At 67.8% G+C, this 20,865-nt stretch carries 21 protein-coding genes and 2 pseudogenes; 18 read left to right on the top strand and 5 right to left on the bottom strand.

Going from position 1 to position 20,865, the window contains the following annotated elements; translation table 11 throughout:
- The first annotated feature begins 13 nt into the window (after positions 1–13).
- The 3 genes from ACSQ89_RS09110 to ACSQ89_RS09100 are packed head-to-tail and all read left to right on the top strand — an operon-like array spanning position 14 to position 2,587.
- Entirely contained in the window at positions 14–697 is a 684-nt protein-coding gene (locus ACSQ89_RS09110; RefSeq protein WP_436290731.1) for a protein-L-isoaspartate O-methyltransferase family protein, read from the top strand.
- An 11-nt stretch (positions 698–708) separates the two neighbouring features.
- Positions 709–1,047, top strand: coding sequence for a rhodanese-like domain-containing protein (locus ACSQ89_RS09105; RefSeq protein WP_436290732.1), 339 nt, complete (start codon positions 709–711; stop codon positions 1,045–1,047).
- A gap of 22 nt (positions 1,048–1,069) precedes the next feature.
- A complete protein-coding gene (locus ACSQ89_RS09100) occupies positions 1,070–2,587 on the top strand; it encodes a TolC family outer membrane protein (protein ID WP_436290733.1) in 1,518 nt (505 codons plus the stop codon).
- A 6-nt stretch (positions 2,588–2,593) separates the two neighbouring features.
- Here the strand turns inward: ACSQ89_RS09100 and ACSQ89_RS09095 are convergent, their stop codons facing one another.
- Positions 2,594–3,949: a 3-deoxy-D-manno-octulosonic acid transferase gene (locus tag ACSQ89_RS09095; protein WP_093102165.1), complete on the bottom strand. Its 1,356-nt coding sequence runs from the start codon at positions 3,947–3,949 to the stop codon at positions 2,594–2,596.
- 11 nt (positions 3,950–3,960) lie between these two features.
- Positions 3,961–5,343 carry a phosphomannomutase/phosphoglucomutase gene (locus ACSQ89_RS09090; protein WP_436290734.1) on the bottom strand — a complete coding sequence of 461 codons (1,383 nt, stop codon included), beginning with the start codon at positions 5,341–5,343 and terminating at the stop codon, positions 3,961–3,963.
- 109 nt (positions 5,344–5,452) lie between these two features.
- Here ACSQ89_RS09090 and ACSQ89_RS09085 point away from each other — a divergent pair, with 109 nt between their 5' ends.
- Genes ACSQ89_RS09085 through ACSQ89_RS09075 form a run of 3 tightly spaced genes read left to right on the top strand, consistent with a single transcriptional unit; the run spans position 5,453 to position 8,435 of the window.
- Positions 5,453–6,988, top strand: coding sequence for a DNA-3-methyladenine glycosylase 2 family protein (locus ACSQ89_RS09085; protein WP_436290735.1), 1,536 nt, complete (start codon positions 5,453–5,455; stop codon positions 6,986–6,988).
- Positions 6,985–7,482 carry a methylated-DNA--[protein]-cysteine S-methyltransferase gene (locus tag ACSQ89_RS09080; protein ID WP_436290736.1) on the top strand — a complete coding sequence of 166 codons (498 nt, stop codon included), beginning with the start codon at positions 6,985–6,987 and terminating at the stop codon, positions 7,480–7,482. Before ACSQ89_RS09085 ends, ACSQ89_RS09080 begins: the two co-directional genes overlap by 4 nt.
- Entirely contained in the window at positions 7,479–8,435 is a 957-nt protein-coding gene (locus ACSQ89_RS09075; RefSeq protein ID WP_436290737.1) for a DMT family transporter, read from the top strand. The genes ACSQ89_RS09080 and ACSQ89_RS09075 overlap by 4 nt, the downstream gene beginning before the upstream one ends.
- On the opposite strand, the gene ACSQ89_RS09070 is transcribed toward ACSQ89_RS09075, so the two are convergent.
- Complete coding sequence (locus tag ACSQ89_RS09070) at positions 8,432–9,082, bottom strand: DUF1345 domain-containing protein (protein ID WP_436290738.1); 651 nt, start codon at positions 9,080–9,082, stop codon at positions 8,432–8,434. The two genes, ACSQ89_RS09075 and ACSQ89_RS09070, sit on opposite strands and share 4 nt — an antisense overlap.
- A gap of 101 nt (positions 9,083–9,183) precedes the next feature.
- Here ACSQ89_RS09070 and ACSQ89_RS09065 point away from each other — a divergent pair, with 101 nt between their 5' ends.
- Both ACSQ89_RS09065 and ACSQ89_RS09060 read left to right on the top strand, forming a co-directional pair.
- Positions 9,184–9,900, top strand: coding sequence for a c-type cytochrome (locus ACSQ89_RS09065; RefSeq protein ID WP_139191609.1), 717 nt, complete (start codon positions 9,184–9,186; stop codon positions 9,898–9,900).
- A 2-nt stretch (positions 9,901–9,902) separates the two neighbouring features.
- A complete protein-coding gene (locus tag ACSQ89_RS09060; RefSeq protein WP_436290739.1) occupies positions 9,903–11,165 on the top strand; it encodes a c-type cytochrome in 1,263 nt (420 codons plus the stop codon).
- Between the two features lie 10 nt (positions 11,166–11,175).
- Here ACSQ89_RS09060 and ACSQ89_RS09055 read toward each other — a convergent pair whose 3' ends face one another.
- On the bottom strand, positions 11,176–12,090 hold the full coding sequence (locus tag ACSQ89_RS09055; protein WP_436290740.1) for a JmjC domain-containing protein: 915 nt from the start codon (positions 12,088–12,090) through the stop codon (positions 11,176–11,178).
- A 254-nt stretch (positions 12,091–12,344) separates the two neighbouring features.
- Between ACSQ89_RS09055 and ACSQ89_RS09050 the strand changes: the two genes are divergently transcribed.
- The 8 genes and pseudogenes from ACSQ89_RS09050 to ACSQ89_RS09015 all read left to right on the top strand — a co-directional run bounded on the left by ACSQ89_RS09050 (position 12,345) and on the right by ACSQ89_RS09015 (position 18,518).
- The gene (locus tag ACSQ89_RS09050; RefSeq protein WP_436290741.1) at positions 12,345–14,579 is read left to right on the top strand and encodes a heavy metal translocating P-type ATPase; all 2,235 of its coding nucleotides are present in this window, start codon (positions 12,345–12,347) and stop codon (positions 14,577–14,579) included.
- Positions 14,579–15,058, top strand: coding sequence for a Cu(I)-responsive transcriptional regulator (gene cueR, locus ACSQ89_RS09045; RefSeq protein WP_093102152.1), 480 nt, complete (start codon positions 14,579–14,581; stop codon positions 15,056–15,058). Before ACSQ89_RS09050 ends, cueR (ACSQ89_RS09045) begins: the two co-directional genes overlap by 1 nt.
- Before the next feature lie 88 nt (positions 15,059–15,146).
- Positions 15,147–16,067 (top strand): F510_1955 family glycosylhydrolase, encoded by a 921-nt coding sequence (locus ACSQ89_RS09040; RefSeq protein ID WP_093102150.1) that lies wholly within the window; start codon positions 15,147–15,149, stop codon positions 16,065–16,067.
- Between the two features lie 232 nt (positions 16,068–16,299).
- A complete protein-coding gene (gene cueR / locus ACSQ89_RS09035; protein ID WP_093102148.1) occupies positions 16,300–16,764 on the top strand; it encodes a Cu(I)-responsive transcriptional regulator in 465 nt (154 codons plus the stop codon).
- 35 nt (positions 16,765–16,799) lie between these two features.
- A pseudogene (locus tag ACSQ89_RS09030) lies at positions 16,800–17,075 on the top strand (heavy metal-binding domain-containing protein); the annotation flags it as partial.
- Between the two features lie 3 nt (positions 17,076–17,078).
- A pseudogene (locus tag ACSQ89_RS09025) lies at positions 17,079–17,639 on the top strand (HAD-IC family P-type ATPase); the annotation flags it as partial.
- Between the two features lie 40 nt (positions 17,640–17,679).
- Positions 17,680–18,150, top strand: coding sequence for a DUF411 domain-containing protein (locus ACSQ89_RS09020; RefSeq protein ID WP_436290742.1), 471 nt, complete (start codon positions 17,680–17,682; stop codon positions 18,148–18,150).
- Positions 18,147–18,518, top strand: a complete 372-nt coding sequence (locus tag ACSQ89_RS09015) for a copper-binding protein (RefSeq protein ID WP_436290743.1) — start codon at positions 18,147–18,149, stop codon at positions 18,516–18,518. The genes ACSQ89_RS09020 and ACSQ89_RS09015 overlap by 4 nt, the downstream gene beginning before the upstream one ends.
- 52 nt (positions 18,519–18,570) lie before the next feature.
- Here ACSQ89_RS09015 and ACSQ89_RS09010 read toward each other — a convergent pair whose 3' ends face one another.
- Positions 18,571–18,936, bottom strand: coding sequence for a hypothetical protein (locus ACSQ89_RS09010; RefSeq protein WP_436290744.1), 366 nt, complete (start codon positions 18,934–18,936; stop codon positions 18,571–18,573).
- Positions 18,937–19,142: 206 nt separating this feature from the next.
- Between ACSQ89_RS09010 and ACSQ89_RS09005 the strand changes: the two genes are divergently transcribed.
- Positions 19,143–19,427 (top strand): hypothetical protein, encoded by a 285-nt coding sequence (locus tag ACSQ89_RS09005; RefSeq protein WP_436290745.1) that lies wholly within the window; start codon positions 19,143–19,145, stop codon positions 19,425–19,427.
- Positions 19,424–20,845, top strand: a complete 1,422-nt coding sequence (locus tag ACSQ89_RS09000) for a TolC family protein (protein WP_436296171.1) — start codon at positions 19,424–19,426, stop codon at positions 20,843–20,845. Before ACSQ89_RS09005 ends, ACSQ89_RS09000 begins: the two co-directional genes overlap by 4 nt.
- Positions 20,846–20,865 lie beyond the last annotated feature (20 nt).

Here is a 20,865-nt window from a genome sequence, read left to right as displayed (position 1 = left end):
GAGGAAAAAGCACATGAACCCCATTCCCACCCTGGAGCGCTTGCGCTTCAACATGATCGAGCAGCAGATCCGTCCCTGGGACGTGCTCGATCTCGAAATCCTGGACCTGCTGGCCCACATCCGGCGCGAGGACTACGTGCCCAAGGCCCACCGCGGCCTGGCCTTCTTCGACATGGAGATCCCGCTGGAGGGCGCCAAGACGAAGGAGCCCGGCCAGTGCATGCTCTCGCCCAAAGTCGAGGCGCGGATGCTGCAAGACCTGCATGTGCAGAAGCACGAATCCGTGCTCGAGATCGGCTCCGGCTCCGGCTTCATGGCCGCGCTGCTGGCGCACCGCGCGGCGCAAGTACTGACGCTCGAGATCGATCCTGGCCTGGCGGCCGTCGCCACCGAGAACCTGCGCCGCAACGGCGTGAACAACGTGGAAGTGCGCAACGCCGACGGCGCCGTGCCGCTGCCCAGCGGACCGACTTTCGACGTGATCGTGCTCAGCGGCTCGGTCGCGCGCCTGCCGCAGAGCCTGATGGGCTCGCTCAAGATGGGCGGCCGGCTGGCGGCGATCGTGGGCGACGAACCGATGATGCGCGCCCACTTCGTCACGCGCGTCGGCGAAGGCAAGTGGGACATCGTGCAGCCGTGGGACACGGTGGCGCCGCGCCTCTTGCACTTCCCTGCGCCTTCGCGCTTCAACTTCTGAGCGGAGCTCTCATGATCGACCAGGTCCGCCCGCCCGAACTCGCCGACTGGTTCGGCCACGACGCGAGTGCGCAGCCGGTGCTGCTGGACGTGCGCGAGCCGTGGGAAGTGCAAACCGCGAGCGTGGTGCCGCAGGGCTTCACGCTGGTGGCGATCCCGATGAACGAGATTCCGGCCCGCATCTCGGAGCTCGACCCGGCGCAGCGCATCGCCTGCCTCTGCCACCACGGCGCGCGCAGCCTGCGCGTGGCCGCCTTCCTGATCCAGAACGGCTTTGCCGAGGTGGCGAACGTCGCCGGCGGCATCGATGCCTGGTCGACGCAGCACGACCCCTCTGTGCCGCGCTACTGATTTCTTTTCCCAAGGACGCTCAATGCCCGTGCTCCGGCTTCTTCCCCTCTCGGTGGCGCTCGCCGCCGCGTTCGCACTGCCGGCCCACGGCCAGAGCCTGATCGATCTCTACGAATCGGCGCGCAGCTACGACGCGACCTACCAGGCCGCGCGTTCGCAGTACGACGCCAGCCTGGCGCGCGCGGCCCAGGCCAAGGCCGGCATCCTGCCGGCGGTCGGGCTGTCGGCCGGTGCCTCGCACACCGAGCTCGACGTCGACACGCCCGTCGGCAACACCTCGCGCGGCTTCAACACGCAGAACGTCGGCGTCAACGCCACCCAGCCCCTCTACCGGCCCGCGAACTGGGCCACCTACGAACAGGGCAAGCGCCAGGTCGACATCGCGCAGGCGGTGCTGACCATCGCCGACCAGGACCTGGTGGTGCGCGTGAGCCAGGCCTACTTCGACGTGCTCTCGGCCCAGGACAGCCTGGCGCTGGTGCGGGCGCAGAAGATCGCGGTGGCCGAGCAGCTGGCATCGGCCAAGCGCAATTTCGAGGTCGGCACCTCGACCATCACCGACACGCGCGAAGCCCAGGCGCGCTACGACCTCGTGATCTCGCAGGAGATCGCGGCCGAGAACGACCTCCAGGTCAAGAAGATCGCACTCGACCAGCTGGTCGGCCGCCCCGGCAGCGTGCCGGTTCCGCTGGCCGCGCCGGTGGTGCTGCCCGAGGTGATGCCGGCCGATATCAACGCCTGGGTCGCGCAGGCCGAGGACGTGCATCCCTCGATCCGGCAGGCGCGGCTCGGCCTTGACGTGGCCACGCTCGAAGTCCGGAAGGCCGAAGCCGGCCACAAGCCCACCCTTGACGCGAACCTGGGCTACAACGTCACCAACAACCCGCAGGGCACCAGCACCACCACGGGCCGCTCGCGCATCAATGCGGCGACCGTGGGCGTGGTGTTCAACCTGCCCTTGTTCGCGGGCTATGCGACCGAGAACCGCGTCAAGGAAACGCTGGCGCTCGAAGAGCAGTCGCGCTCGGTGCTCGAATCGACGCGCCGCAGCGTGACGCAAGCCACGCGCGCGGCCTACCTCGGACTGGTCTCGGGGGCCGGGCAGGTGAAGGCACTCGAAGCCGCCGAGGCCTCCAGCCAGGTCGCGCTCGACGCCAACCGGCTCGGCTACCAGGTGGGCGTGCGCATCAACATCGACGTGCTCAATTCGCAGAGCCAGCTGTTCCAGACCAAGCGCGACCTCGCGGTGTCGCGCTACAACGTGCTGCTGAGCAATCTCAAGCTGCGGCAGGCCAACGGCACGCTGACGGCCGACGACCTGCGCGCGATCAACAGCACCTTGGCCACCGACGGCCGCCCTGCCGTGGACAGCACCGCCACGCCGGCACAGCCGCCGGCCTCGCAGCAGGCCCCGGCGCCCGGCCGGCCCGCCACGCCGATCCCGGTGGTGCCGCCGGTGCCGGTGCCGCCCTTCAGCCCGCCGCCGCCGGTCATGCCTTCGCCGCCACCGCCGCCGGTGATCCTGCCGCCGACGCGCTAGCGCGTCCTACTCGAGACTGGGCTCGGCCCGCTCTTCGGTCTCGGCCGTCGCCGCCTCCGCAACCGCCAGCACCGCCGCCGCCGTGCGCTGCGCCGCGCCGCGGTTCGAGTTGGCGAAAGCCAAGGCGGCCTCGGCCATCGCTTCGCGCCGCTCAGGCTTCTCGACCAGCTTGAGCGCCGCCGTGACCGCCTGCTCCATGTTGTCCACGCGCTGCGAGGCGCCGGCCGCGAGCGAGAGTTCGGCCGCCTCGGCGAAGTTGAAGGTCGACGGCCCCATGATCACCGGGCAGCCGCAGGCCGCGGCCTCGATCAGGTTCTGGCCGCCCAGCGGTTCGAAGCTGCCGCCCAGCAGCGCCGCGTCGGCCAGGCCGTAGTAGAGCGCCATCTCGCCGAGCGAATCGCCGAGCCAGATCTCGCATTCGGCCGGCGCGCCGGCCGCGCTGCGCCGCGCCACCGCGAAGCCCTGGGATTCGACCAGCGCCGCGACGTCGTCGAAACGCTGGGGATGACGCGGCACTATCATCCATTGCACGTCGTGCACCCGCTTGGCAATCGACTGCACCGCGTCCTGCGCCGGCGGCACGGGCGCCAGCGCGCCGAAGCGCTTGAGCACTTCGAGCAGCTGCACCTCCTCGCCGTCGCGCGAGCTCGCAAACACCACCACCGGCCGCGGCAGCTGCTCGCGCAAGCGGGTCGCCGCCGCGAGCTGGCGCGCATCGGGCGTGGCGTCGAACTTGAGGTTGCCGAACACGCCCGCCACCTTGGCGCCGAGCGAAACCAGCCGGTGCGAATCGGCCTCGGTCTGCGCCCACACGGCGGCCAATGCCGAATAGGCGGGCCGCGCGAGCCAGCCCAGGCGCTCGGCCGAGGCCAGCGAGTTCTCGTTCAGCCGCGCGTTGGCCAGCACCAGCGGAATGCCGCGCTCAGCGCAGGCCGCCGACATCTCGGGCCAGACCTCGGTTTCCATCAGCACGCCGATGCGCGGCTGGAAGCGATCGAGAAAGCGCGCCACCGGCTCGGGCGCATCCCAGGGCTGCCAGACCTGCAGATCGCCGTCTTCCAGCAGCTTGGCGCCCTCTTCGCGCCCGGTGGCCGTGCCGTTGGTCAGCAGGATGGGGATGCCCGGGTACTGCCGCCGCAGCTCGGCGATCAGGATGCCGGCGGCGCGCGCCTCGCCGAGCGAGACCGCATGGATCCAGCACCAGCCGGTGCCGCTCGCAGCTTCGTCATAGTGGCCGAAGCGTTCTTCTACCGCATGCGCGTAGCCGGGCTCGGCCACGGCCCGGCGCCGCAGCTTGCGCCGCACCAGGGGTTCGGCCAGAGAAGTGAAGACGCCGTAGAGGCGCAGCAGCAACGAACGCACGCTTCGAAAATTCAGTGCGCGGCTTCCGCGAGGGTGGCGTCGGGCTTCGCGCTCTTCAGGAGCGCGAGCATCTCCTTCTGGATGCGGTCCAGCGCTGCCTGCGTCTGCCCTTCGAAGCGCAACACCAGCACCGGTGTGGTGTTGGAGGCGCGGATGAGCCCGAAGCCATCGGGCCAGTCGACGCGCACGCCGTCGATGGTCGAGACCTTGGCCGGGGCATCGAACTTCGCGGTCTTCACGAGCTGATCGACCACCGCGTGCGGTTCGCCTTCGGCGCACTTCACGTTGAGCTCGGGCGTCGAGAAGCTGGTCGGCAGTGCGTTGAGCGTGTCGCTCGAATTCGGCGTCTTGCTCAGGATCTCGAGCAGGCGGCAGCCCGCATAGGTGCCGTCGTCGAAACCGAACCAGCGCTCCTTGAAGAAGATGTGGCCGCTCATCTCGCCGCCCAGCGGCGATGCGATCTCCTTCATCTTGGCCTTGATCAGCGAGTGGCCGGTCTTGTAGATCAGCGGCTTGCCGCCGGCGGCCTCGATCGCGGGGCCCAGGCGCTGCGAGCACTTGACGTCGTAGATGATGGTCGCGCCCGGCACGCGCGAGAGCACATCCTGCGCGAACAGCATCATCTGGCGGTCGGGATAGATGTTCTGCCCGTCCTTGGTGACGATGCCGAGGCGGTCGCCGTCGCCGTCGAAGGCCAGGCCCAGTTCGGCATCGCCGGCTTGCAGCGCGGCGATCAGGTCCTTGAGGTTCTCGGGCTTGCTCGGGTCCGGGTGGTGATTGGGAAAGTCGCCGTCGACCTCGCTGAAGAGCTCGGTCACCTCGCAGCCGATGGCGCGCAGGATGGCCGGGGCCGACGCGCCGGCGATGCCGTTGCCCGAATCGACCACGATCTTGAGCGGACGCGCCAGCTTGATGTCGCCGACGATGCGCTGCGTGTAGGCCTCGGTCACGTCGACCTTGCGCACGCTGCCGCCCGGGGCGAGCTTGGCGCTGCCGGCTTCCATCACCTTGTACAGGCCCTGGATCTCGTCGCCGTAGATCGCACGGCCGGCCAGTACCATTTTGAAACCGTTGTAATCCTTTGGGTTGTGGCTTCCTGTGACCTGAATGCCGCTGCTGGCCAGCGTGTTGGCCGCGAAATAGAGCATCGGGGTCGTGACGGCCCCGACATCGATCACTTCGATGCCGGTGGCCACCAGACCACGGACCAGGGCCTCGACCAGTGCGGGGCCCGACAGGCGCCCGTCGCGCCCCACCGCCACCGATTTCTCGCCGGTCGCGCGCGCCGCGCTGCCGAAGGCCTTGCCGAGCGCCTCGGCGACCTCGGCGTCGAGCGTGGTCGGCACGACGCCGCGAATGTCATAGGCCTTGAAGATCGATGCGCTGAGCTGCATGGGCTTCCTTTGAAAGTTCACAAACTGAGGACCATTGTAGGCATGGCCCTCGTGAGCCAAATGTCCGGAAATGGCTACTTCTGCGCGCACGGACACCTATCATTCCCCCATGTCTCCCGCCATCGCACCCACCGCCGGACTCGAGAGCGACGCCTGCTACCTGGCCATGAAGGCCCACGATGCACGCTTCGACGGCTCCTTCTTCACCGGCGTGACCTCCACCGGCGTCTACTGCCGCCCGGTCTGCCGCGTGAAGCTGCCGCGGCGCGAGAACTGCCGCTTCTTCCGCCATGCGGCACAGGCCGAGGCCGCGGGCTTCCGGCCCTGCCTGCGCTGCCGGCCCGAACTCGCGCCGCGGGCCGCGAGCTGGTCGACCGAGGACGCATCGCGCATCCTTGCCTTGCAAGCCGCGCGCCTGATCGACGAACCCGATGCCTGGGACGAAGACGGCCCCGGCGCCGCCCGCATCGCCGCGCGGCTGGGCGTGAGCGACCGCCACCTGCGCCGCATCTTCGAGACCCAGTTCGGCGTGTCGCCGCTGCAGTACCTGCAGACGCGCCGCCTGCTGGCCGCCAAGCAGCTGATCGCCGACACGCGGCTGCCGATGACGCAGGTCGCACTGGCCAGCGGCTTCGCGAGCGTGCGCCGCTTCAACGCGGCCTTCGTGACACACTACGGCCTCAATCCGAGCGCGCTGCGGCGCGCCGGCCCTGCGGGCGACGGTCGCGAAGGCGAGGCCATCGACGTGCGGCTGGGCTTTCGGCCGCCCTATGACGGTGCGGCGATGCTGGGCTTCTTCGCGCGCCGGGCCCTCGGCGGCGTCGAGTCGATCACCGATGCCGGCGGCACGCCGCAGCTGGCGCGCACGCTGCGCGTCGTGCAGGGCGAACACGTGCATGCGGGCTGGCTCCAGCTTCGCTTCGACGCGCAGCGCGAGCAGTTGCTGCTGCGCGTCGGCGATTCGCTGGCCGCGGTGCTGCCGATCGTGATCAGCCGCGTGCGCGCCATGCTCGACCTGGATGCCGAGCCGATGGCGATCAACAGTGCGCTGCATGCGAGCTTTCCGCATGGCGACGGGCTGCGCGTGCCGGGCACGGTCGACGGTTTCGAGCTCGCGGCGCGCGCCGTGCTCGGCCAGCAGATCACGGTGGCCGCGGCGCGCACCATGGGCACGCGACTGGTGCAGGCCTTCGGCGAAGCGATCGCGACGCCGATCGCCGGGCTGGACCGCCTGTTCCCCACGCCCGCGGCCATCGCCGGCGCGAGCGGCGATGCGCTCGGCCAGCTCGGCATCGTGCGGCAACGGCAGGCCGCGTTGAGCGCGCTCGCCCGCGAGGTGCAAGCCGGCCGGCTGGCCTTGCATGCCGGCGCCGACGTGCCCGCCACGCTCGCCGCCCTGCAGGCCCTGCCCGGCATCGGCGACTGGACCGCGCAGTACATCGCGATGCGCGCGCTGCGCTGGCCCGATGCCTTCCCGGCCGGCGACGTCGCGCTGCAGAAGGCGCTCGGCGTGTCCTCTGCACGCGCCGCAACCGAAGCCTCGCAAGCCTGGCGCCCCTGGCGCAGCTACGCGGTGCTGCGCGCCTGGCACAGTCCTCTACCCGCTGCCGAAGCCACAGCAGCACTTCCTTCCGATCAGCCATGAAATTCAAGAACACCACCATCTACAGCACCCACATCGAGAGCCCGCTCGGCGGCATCACGCTGGCCGCCACCGACGAAGGCCTGGCCGGCGTCTGGTTCGACCGGCAACGCCACTGGCCTGACACGAGCGGCTGGCAGCCTGATGCGGAGCACCCGGTGCTGCGCGAGGCGGCCGCGCAGCTCGCCGACTACTTCGCCGGCAAGCGCCAGCACTTCGACCTGCCGCTCGACCTCTCGCACGGCACCGGCTTCCAGCAGGCGGTGTGGCAAGCCCTGCTCGCCATTCCGGCGGGCCGCACCATCAGCTACGGCGCCTTGAGCGCCGGCATCGGCAAGCCGGCCGCCGTGCGCGCGGTGGGCGCCGCCGTGGGCCGCAATCCGATCAGCGTGATCGTCCCTTGCCACCGCGTGCTGGGCACCAACGGCTCGCTGACCGGCTATGCGGGCGGGCTCGAACGCAAGAGCGCGCTGCTCGAACTGGAAGGTGCGCTGTGAGCGAAGGCGAGTGCACGACGGCCGCTGCTCCGCTGCCAACCGCCGCACGCCCGGCCAACCGCCGCTGGCTGGTCGATCTGGTGCTCTTGGGCATGCTCTGGGGCGCTTCCTTCCTGTTCATGCGTGTAGGCGCCGCCGAATTCGGCGCGCTGCCGACGGCCGCGGTGCGCGTCGCGATCGCGATGTTGTTTCTGCTGCCGCTCCTGTTCATGCGCGGCCAATGGTCCAGCTTCAGGCAATACTGGAAGCCCGCGCTGGGCATCGGCGTGCTCAACTCCGGCCTGCCCTTCGCCTTCTTCTGCTTCGCGCTGCTCACCATCAACAGCGGCCTGGCCGCGGTGATCAATGCGACGGTGCCCATGTTCGGCGCGCTGGTGGCCTGGCGCTTCTTCGGCGAACGGCCCGATCGCTCGCGCAGCATCGGCCTGGTGATCGGCTTCGCCGGCGTCGCAATGCTGGCCGGCCGCAGCGCGGGCCTGCAATCGGGGGCCGATGAGGCCGCCGCACGCTGGGCCATCGGCGCCTGCCTCGCGGCCTGCATCTGCTACGCCTTCGCGGCCAGCCTGACGCGCAAGCACCTGAGCGGCGTGCCGGCGCTTGCAACGGCAACCGGAAGCCAGATCGGCGCCACGCTGGCGCTCGCTCTGCCGGCCCTCTGGCTCTGGCCGGCGACGATGCCAAGCCTGCAGGCCTGGCTCGCGCTCATCGTGCTGGGCACCGCCTGCACCGGGCTGGCCTACATCCTGTTCTTCCGCCTGATCGAGACCGCCGGGCCGGCGCGCGCGCTGACCGTGACTTTCCTGGTGCCGGTGTTCGCGCTGTTCTACGGCGCCGTGTTCCTCGGCGAGGAGATCACGCAGTGGATGCTGATCTGCGCGGTGGTGATCGTCTGTGGCGTGGCCTTGTCGACCGGGCTGGTCAAGCTGGGACGCCAGCAGCGCGCCCCCGCCTAGATCACGCCGGCCACCACGTTGATCGACAGCGCCAGCACCAGCATGTTGAAGGCGAAGGACAGCACGCTGTGCACGAGCGTGATGCGCCGCATCTCGCGCGAGCTGACCTGCACGTCGGACACCTGCGAGCACATGCCGACCACGAAGGCGTAGTAGAGGAAGTCGAAGTAGTCGGGGTCCAGCTTGCCGGGGAAATCCAGCCCCGGGTGCTTGCGCCCGCGTTCCACCTGGTAGAAGCGGTGCGCGTAATGAAAGCCGTAGATCGTGTGGATCATGAGCCAGGAGCCCGCCAGCGCGACCAGCCCGAGCGCGATATGGCCGGCGCGCTCCACGCCGCCCATCTGCTTGACCTGCTGCAGCAGCATCGCGATCGCCACCACGCTGGCGCCGACCACGCTCAACATGCTCGCCAGGATCAGCGCGCTGGGCTGGTCCAGCGACTGCGCGCGCAGCCGCGTGCTCTCGGCATCCGAGATTTCGGCCAGCCACCAGGCCGACAGCAGGTACAAGGCAGCGCCGAAGCACCAGCCCAGCAGGCCGCGCGCAATGCCGTCCAGCGGCCAGGGCAGCAGGGCCGCCGCCAGGCCGATGACCGCGCAGCACAGCAGGCGCTGCCAGCCGACCATCCGCGAAAAAAGGATGCGCATGCAGGCACTGTAGCGCCCTGCGACTGCAACTGATCCGGTCGCCGGAGCGCGCACTGAGCCTGTTCTCCCGGCGGCCATGCGGGGAGAATCGCGCGCAACCCATGAACATCCCACGCTACTGGCACGCCTTGCTGTTCGCCGCCTGCAGTCTCGCGCCGCTGCCGCCTGCCGCCGCCGCGACACCCACCCGCGTCCCCGACACCATCGAGCAGCGCGTGGCAGCCTGCATTGCCTGCCACGGCCGCGAAGGCGCCAGCACCAACGCGGGCTACTTCCCGCGCCTGGCCGGCAAGCCCGAGGGCTACCTCTACAACCAGCTGCTGAGCTTTCGCGACGGCCGGCGCTTCAACAGCGACATGGTCCACATGGTGCGTCACCTCTCGGATGCCTACCTGCGCGAGATCGCAGCCTACTTCGCCGGGCTCGACCTGCCCTATCCACCCGTGCCGACCCGCTCCGACGCGTCGGAGCAAAGCCTGCAGCACGGCAAGACCCTCGCCCTCCAGGGCGATGCGCGGCGCGGCATTCCGGCCTGCGCGCAATGCCATGGCGAAGCGCTCACCGGTGTGGCGCCCGCCATTCCCTCGCTGCTCGGCCTGCCTCGCCTCTACCTCGCGTCGCAGCTCGGCGACTGGCTCAACAACGGCCGCCATGCGCTGCCGCCCGATTGCATGGCCAAGGTGGGACGCAAGCTGAACCCGGCCGACATCAACGCGGTGGCGAGCTGGCTGGCCCTGCAGCCGGTGCCGGCGAATCCCAAGCCCGCATCCGCGCTGCCGGGACCCCTGCCGATCCCTTGCAGCGCGATGGGGCCCTAGCCATGCGACGCCTCCTCTACGCGCTGCTTGGGGTACTCGCGCTGCTGGTGCTGGCCGCGCTTGCGATCGTCGCGTTCAACCTGCGCGGCGAAGACAAGCTGCCCGACGTCCCTGCAGCCTTCAGTGCCACGCCGGCCCAGGTCGAACGCGGCCGCTATCTCGCGCTGGCCGGGAACTGCGCCGGCTGCCACACGACGCGCGGCGGCGCGCCCTATGCCGGCGGGCTCGGCATCGACACGCCCTTCGGCACCGTGTACGCAAGCAACCTCACGCCCGACGAAAGCGCCGGTATCGGCAGCTGGAGCGCGGCGCATTTCTGGCGCGCCATGCACAACGGACGTTCGAAGGACGGACGCCTGCTGTACCCGGCCTTCCCCTATCCGAACTTCACGCGCGTGTCGCGCGAGGATTCGGACGCGATCTACGCCTACCTGCGGACCGTGCCGCCCGCGCCGGCGCCGAACACGCCGCACAAGCTGCGCTTTCCCTACGACACGCAAGCGGCACTCGCGGTGTGGCGCGCGCTCTTCTTCTCGCCCGGCGGCTTCGTTCCCGATCCGGCGAAGCCGGCCGAATGGAACCGCGGCGCCTACCTGGTCGACGGCCTCGGCCACTGCATCGCCTGCCACGGCACGCGCAACGTGCTGGGCGCCACCGAGGAGAAGCTGGGCCTCGCGGGCGGCCCGGTCGAGAACTGGTATGCGCCTTCGCTGAATTCGAAGCGCGAGGCCGGCGTGGCCGACTGGGACACGCAGCACGTGGTCGCCCTGCTCAAGAACGGCACTTCGCCGCGCGGCTCGGTCATGGGGCCGATGGCCGACGTGGTGTACCGCAGCACCCAGCACCTGAGCGAGGCCGATCTGCAGGCGATGGCGGTGTTCCTGAAGCAGTTGCCCGAACGCGCGCCGACTGCTGCAGCGACAGCACCCGCGCGCCGCGATGCCGGCGTGATGGCGCGCGGCGCCAAGATCTACGACCAGCAATGCGCCTACTGCCATGGCGACGCGGGCCAAGGCGCCGAGGGTGCCTACCCGGCCCTGGCGGGCAGCCGCACGGTCAAGATGGATTCAACGGTCAACCTGGTGCAGGCACTGCGCCACGGCGGTTTCCTGCCCTCCACCGCCGGCAATCCACGGCCCTACGGCATGCCGCCCTTCGACCATGTGCTCGACGACGACGGCATCGCCGCCGTGCTGACCTACATCCGCGGCTCGTGGGGCAACAACGCGCCGCCGGTCACGCGGCGGGAAACGATGCGCCGCTGAGGCGTCGCGCTCAGTAGGAGCCCGGCGGCGGCGCCGTCGACAGCTTGAAGCGCGCGGCTGGCCCGATCCTCTTGACGATCGAAGATCGCGCCGCACCGATCAGCCGGCCCACGGGCGCCTTGAGGACGTCCACGGCGGGCGACTCGGCGGGGTAGGTGGGCGACAACCCACATTTGCGCAAGACCCGGTTCACCTGGTGGACGCGAGCGGTCATGCGCGTGACCGAGGTGTAGAAGGTCACGCCGACCGAGATCGACACGCGGTCACCCGGGGAGGTCCAGGCGGTATCGGAACTCGTCATGTGCGGCGAGGTGCTCGGGAAATAGACGCCGTCTCCCGGACGGGCGTTGAACTCGTGGCTGAGAGGCCTGAACTCCTCCTTGAAGCGCACCTTCCTGAGCGAATGGGTGACGATGAAATCCTCCACCGCCTCGGCCGGCACGATGCTGCGATCCGCATGGTCCCAGACGTACAGCGTCTTGCGCCCATGCAACTGCAGCCAGAAGTTGTTCTCGCGATCGATGTGGAAGGGCGTCACCGAGGGCGGCACCGTGATGAAGACGAAGCCGTTCACCCGAAAGATGTCCGGCTGCTCGCGTTCCACATAGAAGCGCATGGTGTCGACGATGTCGAACAGCAAGGCCTGGTAGCGCGGAATGACTTCGATGTTGTAGAGGGCGAGCCACGAATTCAGCTCTTCGATGCGCTCGAAACACTCGTCGATGCTGCGCCCGTCCGGATGCAGGCTGTCGTGCGCGATCTTGGAAGCCGGGGTGATGTCCGGCCGCATGAACCGGCACTGGCTGAACGGGACGAGCTCCTTGGCGAGCTTCGCGAGTTCGCGCATCTGAAACAGAGGATGCTCGTGCAGGTTGTGATGCAACGTAGCAATCCTGTAGGTCGAAAAACTTGCAGGGTCATCCATCCACAACCTATGGGTTGCAGAGGACGGCACGGCAATCGCGGTGCAATCTCCCATCGCATCTCCCCGGCGCGCCTCATCGCGTCTAATACTTTCGTTTACCTTTCCACAGCCAGATTAAACGGCAGCCGGCGAGAACGGACCACCCGTAGACCGCGCACGGAACAAGGTTGTCCCGTGAGATCATTTGACTCTCCCATCATGGGAAGGTTGAAGCTCCTTGCCAGCTGCAACACCGTCTGGAAATAGGAGAGTTCATGAACGACAGCCTGGCGCTACGGCCGCCCGCATCGAGCCACGACGTCGGCGAGCAGACGCTGAGTCTGCAGATCGAGGGCATGACCTGCGCATCCTGCGTCTCGCGCGTCGAGAAGGCGCTGGCCAAAGTGCCGGGCGTGGCTTCCGCGACGGTGAACCTGGCCACAGAGAAGGCAGAGGTCGCGTTCGCCGACCGCTCGCTCGACGTGCACAGCCTGATCGCCGCCGTTCAGAAGGCGGGCTATGCCGCGCACGAGGTCGAGGAGGAGGCGCCCGTTGCGCCGGCCACGGTCGCTCGCCGCTGGCCCGACTGGTGGCCGGTCGCGGTGGCGGCCCTGCTCTCGGCGCCGCTGATGCTGCCGATGTTGGGCCTCCTGTTCGGCAGCGCGTGGATGCTCGACGGCTGGCTGCAGCTCGCGCTGGCGACACCGGTGCAGTTCTGGCTCGGAGCGCGCTTCTACCGCGCCGGATGGAAGGCGCTGAAAGCCGGCACCGGCAACATGGATCTGCTGGTGGCCCTCGGCACCACGGCCGGCTACGGGCTGAGCGTCTACCTGCTCTATACCCATGCGGGCCACGGCATGCCGCCGCATCTGTACTTCGAGGCCTCGGCGGTGGTGATCACGCTGGTGCTGCTGGGCAAGTGGCTGGAGACGCGGGCCAAGCGCCAGACCACCGAGGCGATCCGCGCCTTGAATGCATTGCGTCCGGAGCGCGCCCGCGTGCGCCGCAACGGCGTGGACCGGGACGTCGCGCTCGGGCAGGTCCAGGTCGGCGACCTGGTGGTCGTGCGGCCCGGCGAGCGCGTGCCGGTGGACGGCCTCGTGGCCGAGGGCGCGAGCGAGGTCGACGAGTCGCTGATCACCGGCGAAAGCCTGCCGGTCGCCAAACAGGTGGACGACGCGGTGACCGGCGGTGCCGTCAACGGCCAGGGCCTGCTCGTCGTCCGGACCACCGCGGTGGGCGCGGAATCGACGCTCGCGCGCATCGTGCGGCTGGTCGAATCCGCGCAAGCGAAGAAGGCGCCGATCCAGCGCCTGGTCGACCGGGTCAGCAGCGTCTTCGTGCCGATCGTCATCGGCATCGCGCTCGTGACCGTGCTCGGCTGGGGCTTGGGCACGGGCGACTGGGAAGCCGCGATCCTCAATGCGGTGGCCGTGCTCGTGATCGCCTGCCCCTGCGCGCTGGGTCTGGCGACGCCGACCGCGATCATGGCCGGCACCGGCGTGGCCGCGCGCCACGGGGTGCTGATCAAGGACGCCGAGGCGCTCGAAGTGGCGCACAGCGTGAAGATCGTTGCCTTCGACAAGACGGGCACGCTGACCGAAGGCCGGCCGGAACTGGCGGCCTTCGAAGCGGTGGACGGCGATGCAACCGCCCTGCTGCGCGCAAGCGCAGCCATCCAGGCGGGCAGCGAGCATCCGCTGGCGCGCACGGTGCTCGCGCGAGCGCAGCAGATGGGCCTCGCGATCCCGCGCGCCGGCGAAGTGCGCGCCGCGGCCGGGCGCGGCATGGCGGCCACGGTCGAGGGCCGCGCGCTGCGTCTGGGCAGCACGCGTTTCATGCGCGAGCTCTCGGTGCCGCTGGGCAAGCTCGACGCGCGCGCCTCGCAGCTGCAGGCCGAAGGCCGCACCGTGTCCTGGCTGGCCGACGTCAGCGAAGGTCCGAAGCTGATCGGCCTCCTTGCCTTCGGCGATGCGCCGAAGGCGAATGCCGCGGCCGCCATCGAACAACTGCACGCGCAGGGCATCCGCACGGCGCTGGTCACCGGCGACAACCGCGGCAGCGCCGAGGCGGTGGCGAAGCTGCTGAAGATCGACACCGTGCGCGCCGAGGTGCTGCCCGAAGACAAGGCCGCCGTGGTCGCGCAGCTCAAGGCCGAGGGCCAGCGCGTTGCGATGGTGGGCGACGGCATCAACGATGCGCCGGCGCTGGCCGCGGCCGACGTCGGCATCGCGATGTCCACCGGCACCGACGTCGCGATGCATGCGGCCGGCATCACGCTGATGCGCGGCGACCCGGCGCTGGTGAGCGACGCGATCGACATCTCGCGCCGCACCTACGCCAAGATCCGGCAGAACCTGTTCTGGGCCTTCGTCTACAACGTGGTCGGCATCCCGCTCGCGGCCTTCGGCCTGCTGAGCCCGGTGATCGCCGGCGCGGCGATGGCCTTCAGCAGCGTGAGCGTGGTGAGCAATGCGCTGCTCCTGCGGCGCTGGAAAGGAGGTGCGTGATGAGCAGTACTTTTGCGGGGCCGTTCAACATCGGCGATGCAGCCACCCGCTCGGGGGTCAACGCCAAGATGATCCGGCACTACGAATCTCTCGGCCTGTTGCCCAAGATCAGCCGGACGGACTCGGGCTACCGCCAGTACACCGGGAACGATGTGCACACGCTGCGCTTCATCCGGCGAGGGCGCACGCTCGGCTTCAGCATGGCCGAGATTGCAGAGCTGCTGAAGCTGTGGCAGAACAAGCGCCGTGCAAGCGCTGACGTCAAGCGCATCGCGCTCGCACATGCGGAAGATCTCGGCCGGCGCATCGAAGAGATGGAAAGCATGAAGCGCACGCTGGAGCGGCTGGCGGATTGCTGTCAGGGAAACGAGCGGCCAGACTGTCCGATCATTGACGAGCTCGCCGACCTCACCGGATTTGCGGGCCGCCATCCTGTTGCTGCCAAGCGCCAAATCTTGCAGGCGGACTCGACAGTCTAGGTGCCGGATCAAGAAGCTGGTTTGCGTGGCGAGGAACTGTTCTACCTGCCGATACACAAATCATCATGACGAGGACCGGAGGCCTCAGATGATTCGTGCGAGCCTCGCCCAACGACAGACTCTCCACGCCTGGATGCTCGCATGCGCACTTGGCGTCCTCGCGGCGCCGCCAGTTCGTGCCGGCCAACCGGTGACCCTGACTCACGTCCACGGGCTGTCCTATAGCGCTGACGGAAAGCAGCTCCTGATCCCCAGCCACCATGGCCTTGCCGTGTACGCGGACGGGCATTGGTCCAAGGCGGAGGGGCCGGCGCACGACTACATGGGCTTCTCCGCCACGCGCGATGCGCTGTACAGCAGCGGGCACCCGGCGCCGGGTTCCGAGCTGACCGATCCCTTTGGCCTGATCAAGAGCAGCGACGGCGGCAAAACCTGGCAGCAGCTCGGGCTCACGGGCGAGTCGGACTTCCACATACTGGCAACCAGCTTCGCGACCAACGCCGTGTACGTGGCCAACAAAGAGGCAAACACCCGCATGAGCCAAGTCGGCATCTACCACACGCGGACCGACGGCCTCAGGTGGCGACGCGCCGCGGCCAAGGGACTGGGGCGCTGGCTCCATAGCCTGGCCGTGCATCCCACCAACGCTGCCGTCGTCGCCGCGGGCACGGACGAGGGACTCTATCTGTCCCGGAATTCGGCGGAGAGCTTCGAGCGGCTGGTCGGCGGCATGGTGACTGCCGAAAGCTTCGATCTGGATGGGCAGCACTTGTGGTTCAGTACCTATGCCGACAAGGCGGTGCTGGCGAGGATCGTATTGAAGGCCAGGGCCAAGGCCGAAGAGGTGCCGATCCCAGCGCCGACAGACGATGCTGTGGCGTACATCGCGCAGAACCCTGTCCGGCGCGAAGAGATCGCGATCGCGACCTTCAAGCGAAGCGTGTTTCTCAGCAAGGACCAGGGTCGGACCTGGACGCAGATCGCGAAGGGTGGAACGACCCATGAGTGACTCACATGTGTCGGGGCATGTTGATGCATCTGCGGCAGCAAGCGGAAGCATCCTGAAATTGCCGCTCAAGTAGTCCCCAAGGCCTGCTTAACCCTGAAAAAAGGTGGGGTTCGTACATGTCGGATTGACCTTCCCATGATGGGAGAGTTGATATTTCCTGAATCGGAAATCTAAAGACAGGAGATGTCGATGAGCAACAGCATGCGTCGCGGCGCTGGAAAGGAGGTGCGTGATGTGCAGCACCTTTGATGGGCCGTTCAATATCGGTCAGGCATCCGCCCGTTGCGGGGTCAATGCCAAGATGATCCGTCACTACGAATCGCTTGGACTGTTGTCCAAGGTCGGTAGCACGGACTCGGGCTACCGCCAGTACACCGAGAAGGATGTGCACACGCTGCGGTTCATTCGGCGCGGACGCTCTTTCGGCTTCAGCATGGCCGAGATTTCTGAGCTGTTGAAGCTGTGGCGGAACAAGCGCCGCGCAAGCTCCGACGTCAAACGCATTGCTCTGACGCATGCCGACGGCCTCAGCCGGCGTATCGAAGAGATGGAAAGCATGAAGCGCACGCTGGAGCGGCTGGCGGACTGCTGCCAGGGAGACCAGCGGCCGGACTGCCCCATCATCGACGAACTCGCCGAGCTCAGCGGGTTCGCAGACTGCCATCACAGGTCCAAGGCTCAAGTCCTAGCGACCTAGCCTGCGGCCGATACCAGAAGCCTGTTGACCTTCCTATGGTTGAAGGGTCGAGACTGACAATACAAGAGGTCTCAATGAATCCACATTCCCGCCATCCGACCGCGCCCATCGCGACTCCCGAGGAAGCTTCGCACGGACAACACGATCATCGAGACCACGGTGCTGATGGCCGGGATGCCGGAGATGGGTCTGGTGGTCACCGCGGCGCTGCGATAAAGACGGGCGGCGGTGCGAACGTCGAGTACACCTGCCCCATGCACCCACAGGTTCGTCAGATGGGGCCTGGAAGCTGCCCTATCTGTGGAATGGCGCTCGAGCCGGTCGTCGCGACCGAGGCGACCGCCATTGCGGCGCTGCGTGCGGAAGGCATACGGGTAGTCATGCTCACGGGCGACGGGCGAATCACTGCGCAAGCCGTCGCGCGCCAGCTCGGCATCGACGAGGTGGTCGCAGACGTTCTCCCGCAGGACAAGTCGTCGGTCGTCCAGCGCTTGAAGACCGAAGGCCGCACCGTGGCCATGGCTGGCGATGGCGTCAACGACGCCCCTGCACTGGCCGCGGCGGACGTCGGCATCGCGATGGGAACCGGCACCGACGTGGCGATGGAGAGCTCAGGCGTGAGGCTGCTACACGGCGACCTCATGGGCATCGCGCGGGCCCGTCGCCTGTCGCAGGCGACGATGAAGAACATCCGAACCAATCTCTTCTTCGCCTTCGTCTACAACGCGGCCGGCATACCGCTCGCGGCGGGCGTGCTCTACCCGTTCTTCGGCATACTCCTGTCGCCGGTGATTGCGGCGGCTGCGATGGCGCTGTCTTCTGTCAGCGTCATTGCCAACTCGCTGCGTCTGCGCACAAGCAGAGTGATCGACTAAACCGCTGGCGCCACCGAGCAAGCGCACTCGAAGGACTCACATGAAAAGACGTTCATTCCTCTTCACAATCGGAGCGACCCCCTTCCTGCAGCCAGGCCAGTCCCTTGCAGCTGCTCCGATCCAGGTCTACAAGAACCCGGAGTGCGGCTGCTGCAGCGCTTGGGTCGACCATTTGAAGGCCGCCGGTTTTTCCGTGCGGGTGACGGAAACTCCGGACATGTCCAGCATCCGCAGGCGCTTCGGAATGCCGGAGCGCTTGTCAGGTTGCCATACCGCGACGCTGGAGGGCTATGTCCTGGAAGGTCATGTGCCCGCGGCCGATATCAAGCGCCTGATGGCGACGAAGCCGCAAGCCGTCGGCCTCGCTGTACCTGGCATGCCCGTTGGTTCGCCTGGCATGGAGTACGGCAACCGCCGCGAGCCCTACAAGGTGCTGCTCATTGATCGCCGAGGCCGGGATAGCGTCTTTGCCAGTTACCCGGGCAGTTCAACCGTTGGAGGCGCAGGATGAGATTCGCTTCTTTCCTGGCTCTCGGCCTGGTGCTCACGGCTGCCGGCGCCCAGACGCAGACATCCCCGAATGCGATGTCAGTGACCAAGCAATCGGCCAAGCCCGGTCAGACTGCCTCGCTCCCGCTGACGGACGCCATTGTCGAACGCGTCCTTCGTGAATCCGGTGAAATCGTCTTGGAGCATGAGGATTTGCCCAATCTCGCGATGCCTGCGATGACCATGGCTTTCGACGTCGGAAACAAGAAGATGCTCGATGCGGTAAAGCCCGGCGACAAGGTGCGCTTTCAGGCGGAAATCGTGAAAGGTAGGCCAACCATCACACACATGGAACTTGCTAACAGACCCGCGCGTGCACGCGGTCGGTAGCCAGCATCTGGCTTAGGTGAATAGCCAAACCCCTGACAAGCCCACTACAATTTCAGCGATGGTCAGCTTTCGCGCAATCCTGCTGTGGCTCATGATGCTCGCAGTGCCCTTTCAGGGCTACGCGGCTGCGGCCATGGCGTTTTGCGCACCTGAGCCGGCGCAGATGAGTGCCGGCGTGGTGCACGATCACAGCCAGCGCGACCATGCCTCGCCGCAAGGCGTCGAGCATCATCACGTGAATGTGAGCGGCGACGATGGCGAGGACCATCACGTCGCTCAGAGCGCGCAGGACGACCAGTCCGATGCGTTCCACAAATGTGGCAACTGCGCGGCGTGTCATTCGGTCGCGATGATGCCGACGCTCGGGACATCCCTTCTTCACGGTCTCCCGCAGGCCGACCTTGCAGAGCCTTTTCACGCGATGGCGACTGTCTCGCCCAGCGTTCCTCACAAACCTCCTCGCGCGTAACCGCGTCCAGCGTCCGGCAGCTCGGCTGCCGGCGCGCGGACGCGCATGCATCGCTCGTGTCGTCACGCCCTTCGCGGGCTCGCTGACGACATGCCGTTCATGAACATCGCAAGGATCCCATGTTCACTTTCTTGCCGGCCCGATGGCTGGCTGCCTTGCCCGCCCTGGCTGCTCTTGCAGCGGGCGCTCAGACCAGCCCTGCGCCAAACACCGCGGCCGCCACCGAAGCCGCGGCACCGCTTTCTTTCCGCTCGGCCATGGAGGGCTACAAGCCTTTCGCCGAAGAAAAGCCCATTCCCTGGAAGGAGGCCAACGAGACCGTTTATCAACGCGGAGGCTGGCGCGCCTACGCCAAGGAGGGTGCCGCCGAAACCGATGACCCGCACGCCGGGCATTCGATGTCCACGCCGATGGCAGCACCCCCGAAGGAAAAGCCATGAGGCGAACGCTGCAGATTGCCTCGATCGCACTCGCCGCTGCATTCCTCGCCGGCTGTGCTTCCGTTGGAATCGACGATGCGCTGAAGGAGACGAATTCCTCCGCCTCGCAGTTCACCGGGGGGAAACTCGAACTGAGTCGAACCAGGGAGCAGCGGGAGGCCCGCACGGCGTTTTCCGAGGAGTTGCTCGGCAAGCCGCTTTCTCAGGATGATGCAGTCCGCCTGGCACTTGCGAACAGTCCTGCAGTCCAGGCGCTCATCGCGCAAAGCTGGGCCGACATTGCTGCGGCCAACCAGACGAGCCGGCTGACCAACCCCGTGTTCAGCTTCGAGCGCATGCGCCTCGGCGACGAGCTCGAGATCGGGCGCTTGCTGTCTTTCGGACTGGTCGATCTCATCCTGCTGCCCCAGCGGCTTTCGATTTCCCGAAGCCAGGCCGCGCAAGCGCAAGTGCAGTTGAGCGGCACGGTGGTGGACCAGGTCACGCAGGTGCGGCAAGCCTGGGTGCGCGCCGTGGCGGCCCAGCAGTCGCTGCAGTATGCAGAGCAGGTCAAGGAGTCGGCCGAGGCCAGCGCCGAACTCGCACGGCGCATGCAGCTCGTCGGCAATTTCAGCAAGCTGCAGCGCGCACGCCAGCAGGTGTTCTATGCAGACGCCACGACGCAGCTTGCATCGGTGCAACACGCGGCTACGGCCGCGCGTGAAGAGCTGGTACGCGCCCTTGGCCTGGACGATGCCCAGGCGGCCAAGCTGAAGCTGCCTGAGCGCCTGCCGGATCTGCCCAAGGCACCTCGCGAAGCACGCGACGTGGCTGCGACCGCCAGCGAGCAACGCCTGGATGTGCAGCAAGCCCGAGCGCAACTCGACGTCGCTGGGAAGTCGCAGGGCATCAACCTGCTGTCGACCTTCATCGACGTGGAGGCCGGCATCCGGCGGGACACGGTGTTCGACAACGCGGCGGGCACCCGAGGGACGCGGCGCGGTTTCGAGCTCGACATCCGGCTGCCGCTCTTTGACTGGGGATCCGCCCAGCGCAACGCGCTGAACGCCCAGGCGCTCGCTGCGGCCAACCGCTACGACGCCACCGTGCGCGGCGCGACCTCGCAGCTGCGCGAAGGCTATTCCGCCTATCGCACGGCCTACGACATCGCGCGCCACTACCGCGACGAGATCGTGCCGCTGCGCCAGGCCATGGCCGACGAGAACGTGCTTCGCTACAACGGGATGCTGATCGGCGTCTTCGAGCTGCTGGCCGAGGCCCGCGACCAGATCGCGAGCGTGAACAACGCCATCAACGCGCAGCAGCAGTTCTGGCTGACGGACGCAGCGCTTGCGGCGTCCGTGATCGGCAAGCCCTCGGCCATGACGGCACCGACGGCCAGCGCAGGGGCACCGCCTGCGGCCGCTGCCGCTCACTGAGCGGCGCTCCTTCTACGGAT

Source organism: Variovorax sp. LjRoot175 (genome assembly GCF_964253805.1).
GTDB lineage: Bacteria > Pseudomonadota > Gammaproteobacteria > Burkholderiales > Burkholderiaceae_C > Variovorax.
Note: the sequence above shows the minus strand (reverse complement) of the source record. Positions and strands in the feature narration are given on the sequence as shown.

Bases quoted from the DNA above. Each gene is read 5' to 3' on its own strand.
- ACSQ89_RS09110 (WP_436290731.1), top strand. From the start codon at position 14: ATGAACCCCATTCCCACCCTGGAGCGCTTGCGCTTCAACATGATCGAG.
- ACSQ89_RS09100 (WP_436290733.1), top strand. From the start codon at position 1,070: ATGCCCGTGCTCCGGCTTCTTCCCCTCTCGGTGGCGCTCGCCGCCGCG.
- ACSQ89_RS09085 (WP_436290735.1), top strand. From the start codon at position 5,453: ATGTCTCCCGCCATCGCACCCACCGCCGGACTCGAGAGCGACGCCTGC.
- ACSQ89_RS09065 (WP_139191609.1), top strand. From the start codon at position 9,184: ATGAACATCCCACGCTACTGGCACGCCTTGCTGTTCGCCGCCTGCAGT.
- ACSQ89_RS09050 (WP_436290741.1), top strand. From the start codon at position 12,345: ATGAACGACAGCCTGGCGCTACGGCCGCCCGCATCGAGCCACGACGTC.
- ACSQ89_RS09080 (WP_436290736.1), top strand. From the start codon at position 6,985: ATGAAATTCAAGAACACCACCATCTACAGCACCCACATCGAGAGCCCG.
- ACSQ89_RS09060 (WP_436290739.1), top strand. From the start codon at position 9,903: ATGCGACGCCTCCTCTACGCGCTGCTTGGGGTACTCGCGCTGCTGGTG.
- cueR (WP_093102152.1), top strand. From the start codon at position 14,579: ATGAGCAGTACTTTTGCGGGGCCGTTCAACATCGGCGATGCAGCCACC.
- ACSQ89_RS09040 (WP_093102150.1), top strand. From the start codon at position 15,147: ATGATTCGTGCGAGCCTCGCCCAACGACAGACTCTCCACGCCTGGATG.
- cueR (WP_093102148.1), top strand. From the start codon at position 16,300: ATGTGCAGCACCTTTGATGGGCCGTTCAATATCGGTCAGGCATCCGCC.
- ACSQ89_RS09000 (WP_436296171.1), top strand. From the start codon at position 19,424: ATGAGGCGAACGCTGCAGATTGCCTCGATCGCACTCGCCGCTGCATTC.
- ACSQ89_RS09070 (WP_436290738.1), bottom strand. From the start codon at position 9,082: ATGCGCATCCTTTTTTCGCGGATGGTCGGCTGGCAGCGCCTGCTGTGC.
- ACSQ89_RS09105 (WP_436290732.1), top strand. From the start codon at position 709: ATGATCGACCAGGTCCGCCCGCCCGAACTCGCCGACTGGTTCGGCCAC.
- ACSQ89_RS09015 (WP_436290743.1), top strand. From the start codon at position 18,147: ATGAGATTCGCTTCTTTCCTGGCTCTCGGCCTGGTGCTCACGGCTGCC.
- ACSQ89_RS09020 (WP_436290742.1), top strand. From the start codon at position 17,680: ATGAAAAGACGTTCATTCCTCTTCACAATCGGAGCGACCCCCTTCCTG.
- ACSQ89_RS09055 (WP_436290740.1), bottom strand. From the start codon at position 12,090: ATGGATGACCCTGCAAGTTTTTCGACCTACAGGATTGCTACGTTGCAT.
- ACSQ89_RS09090 (WP_436290734.1), bottom strand. From the start codon at position 5,343: ATGCAGCTCAGCGCATCGATCTTCAAGGCCTATGACATTCGCGGCGTC.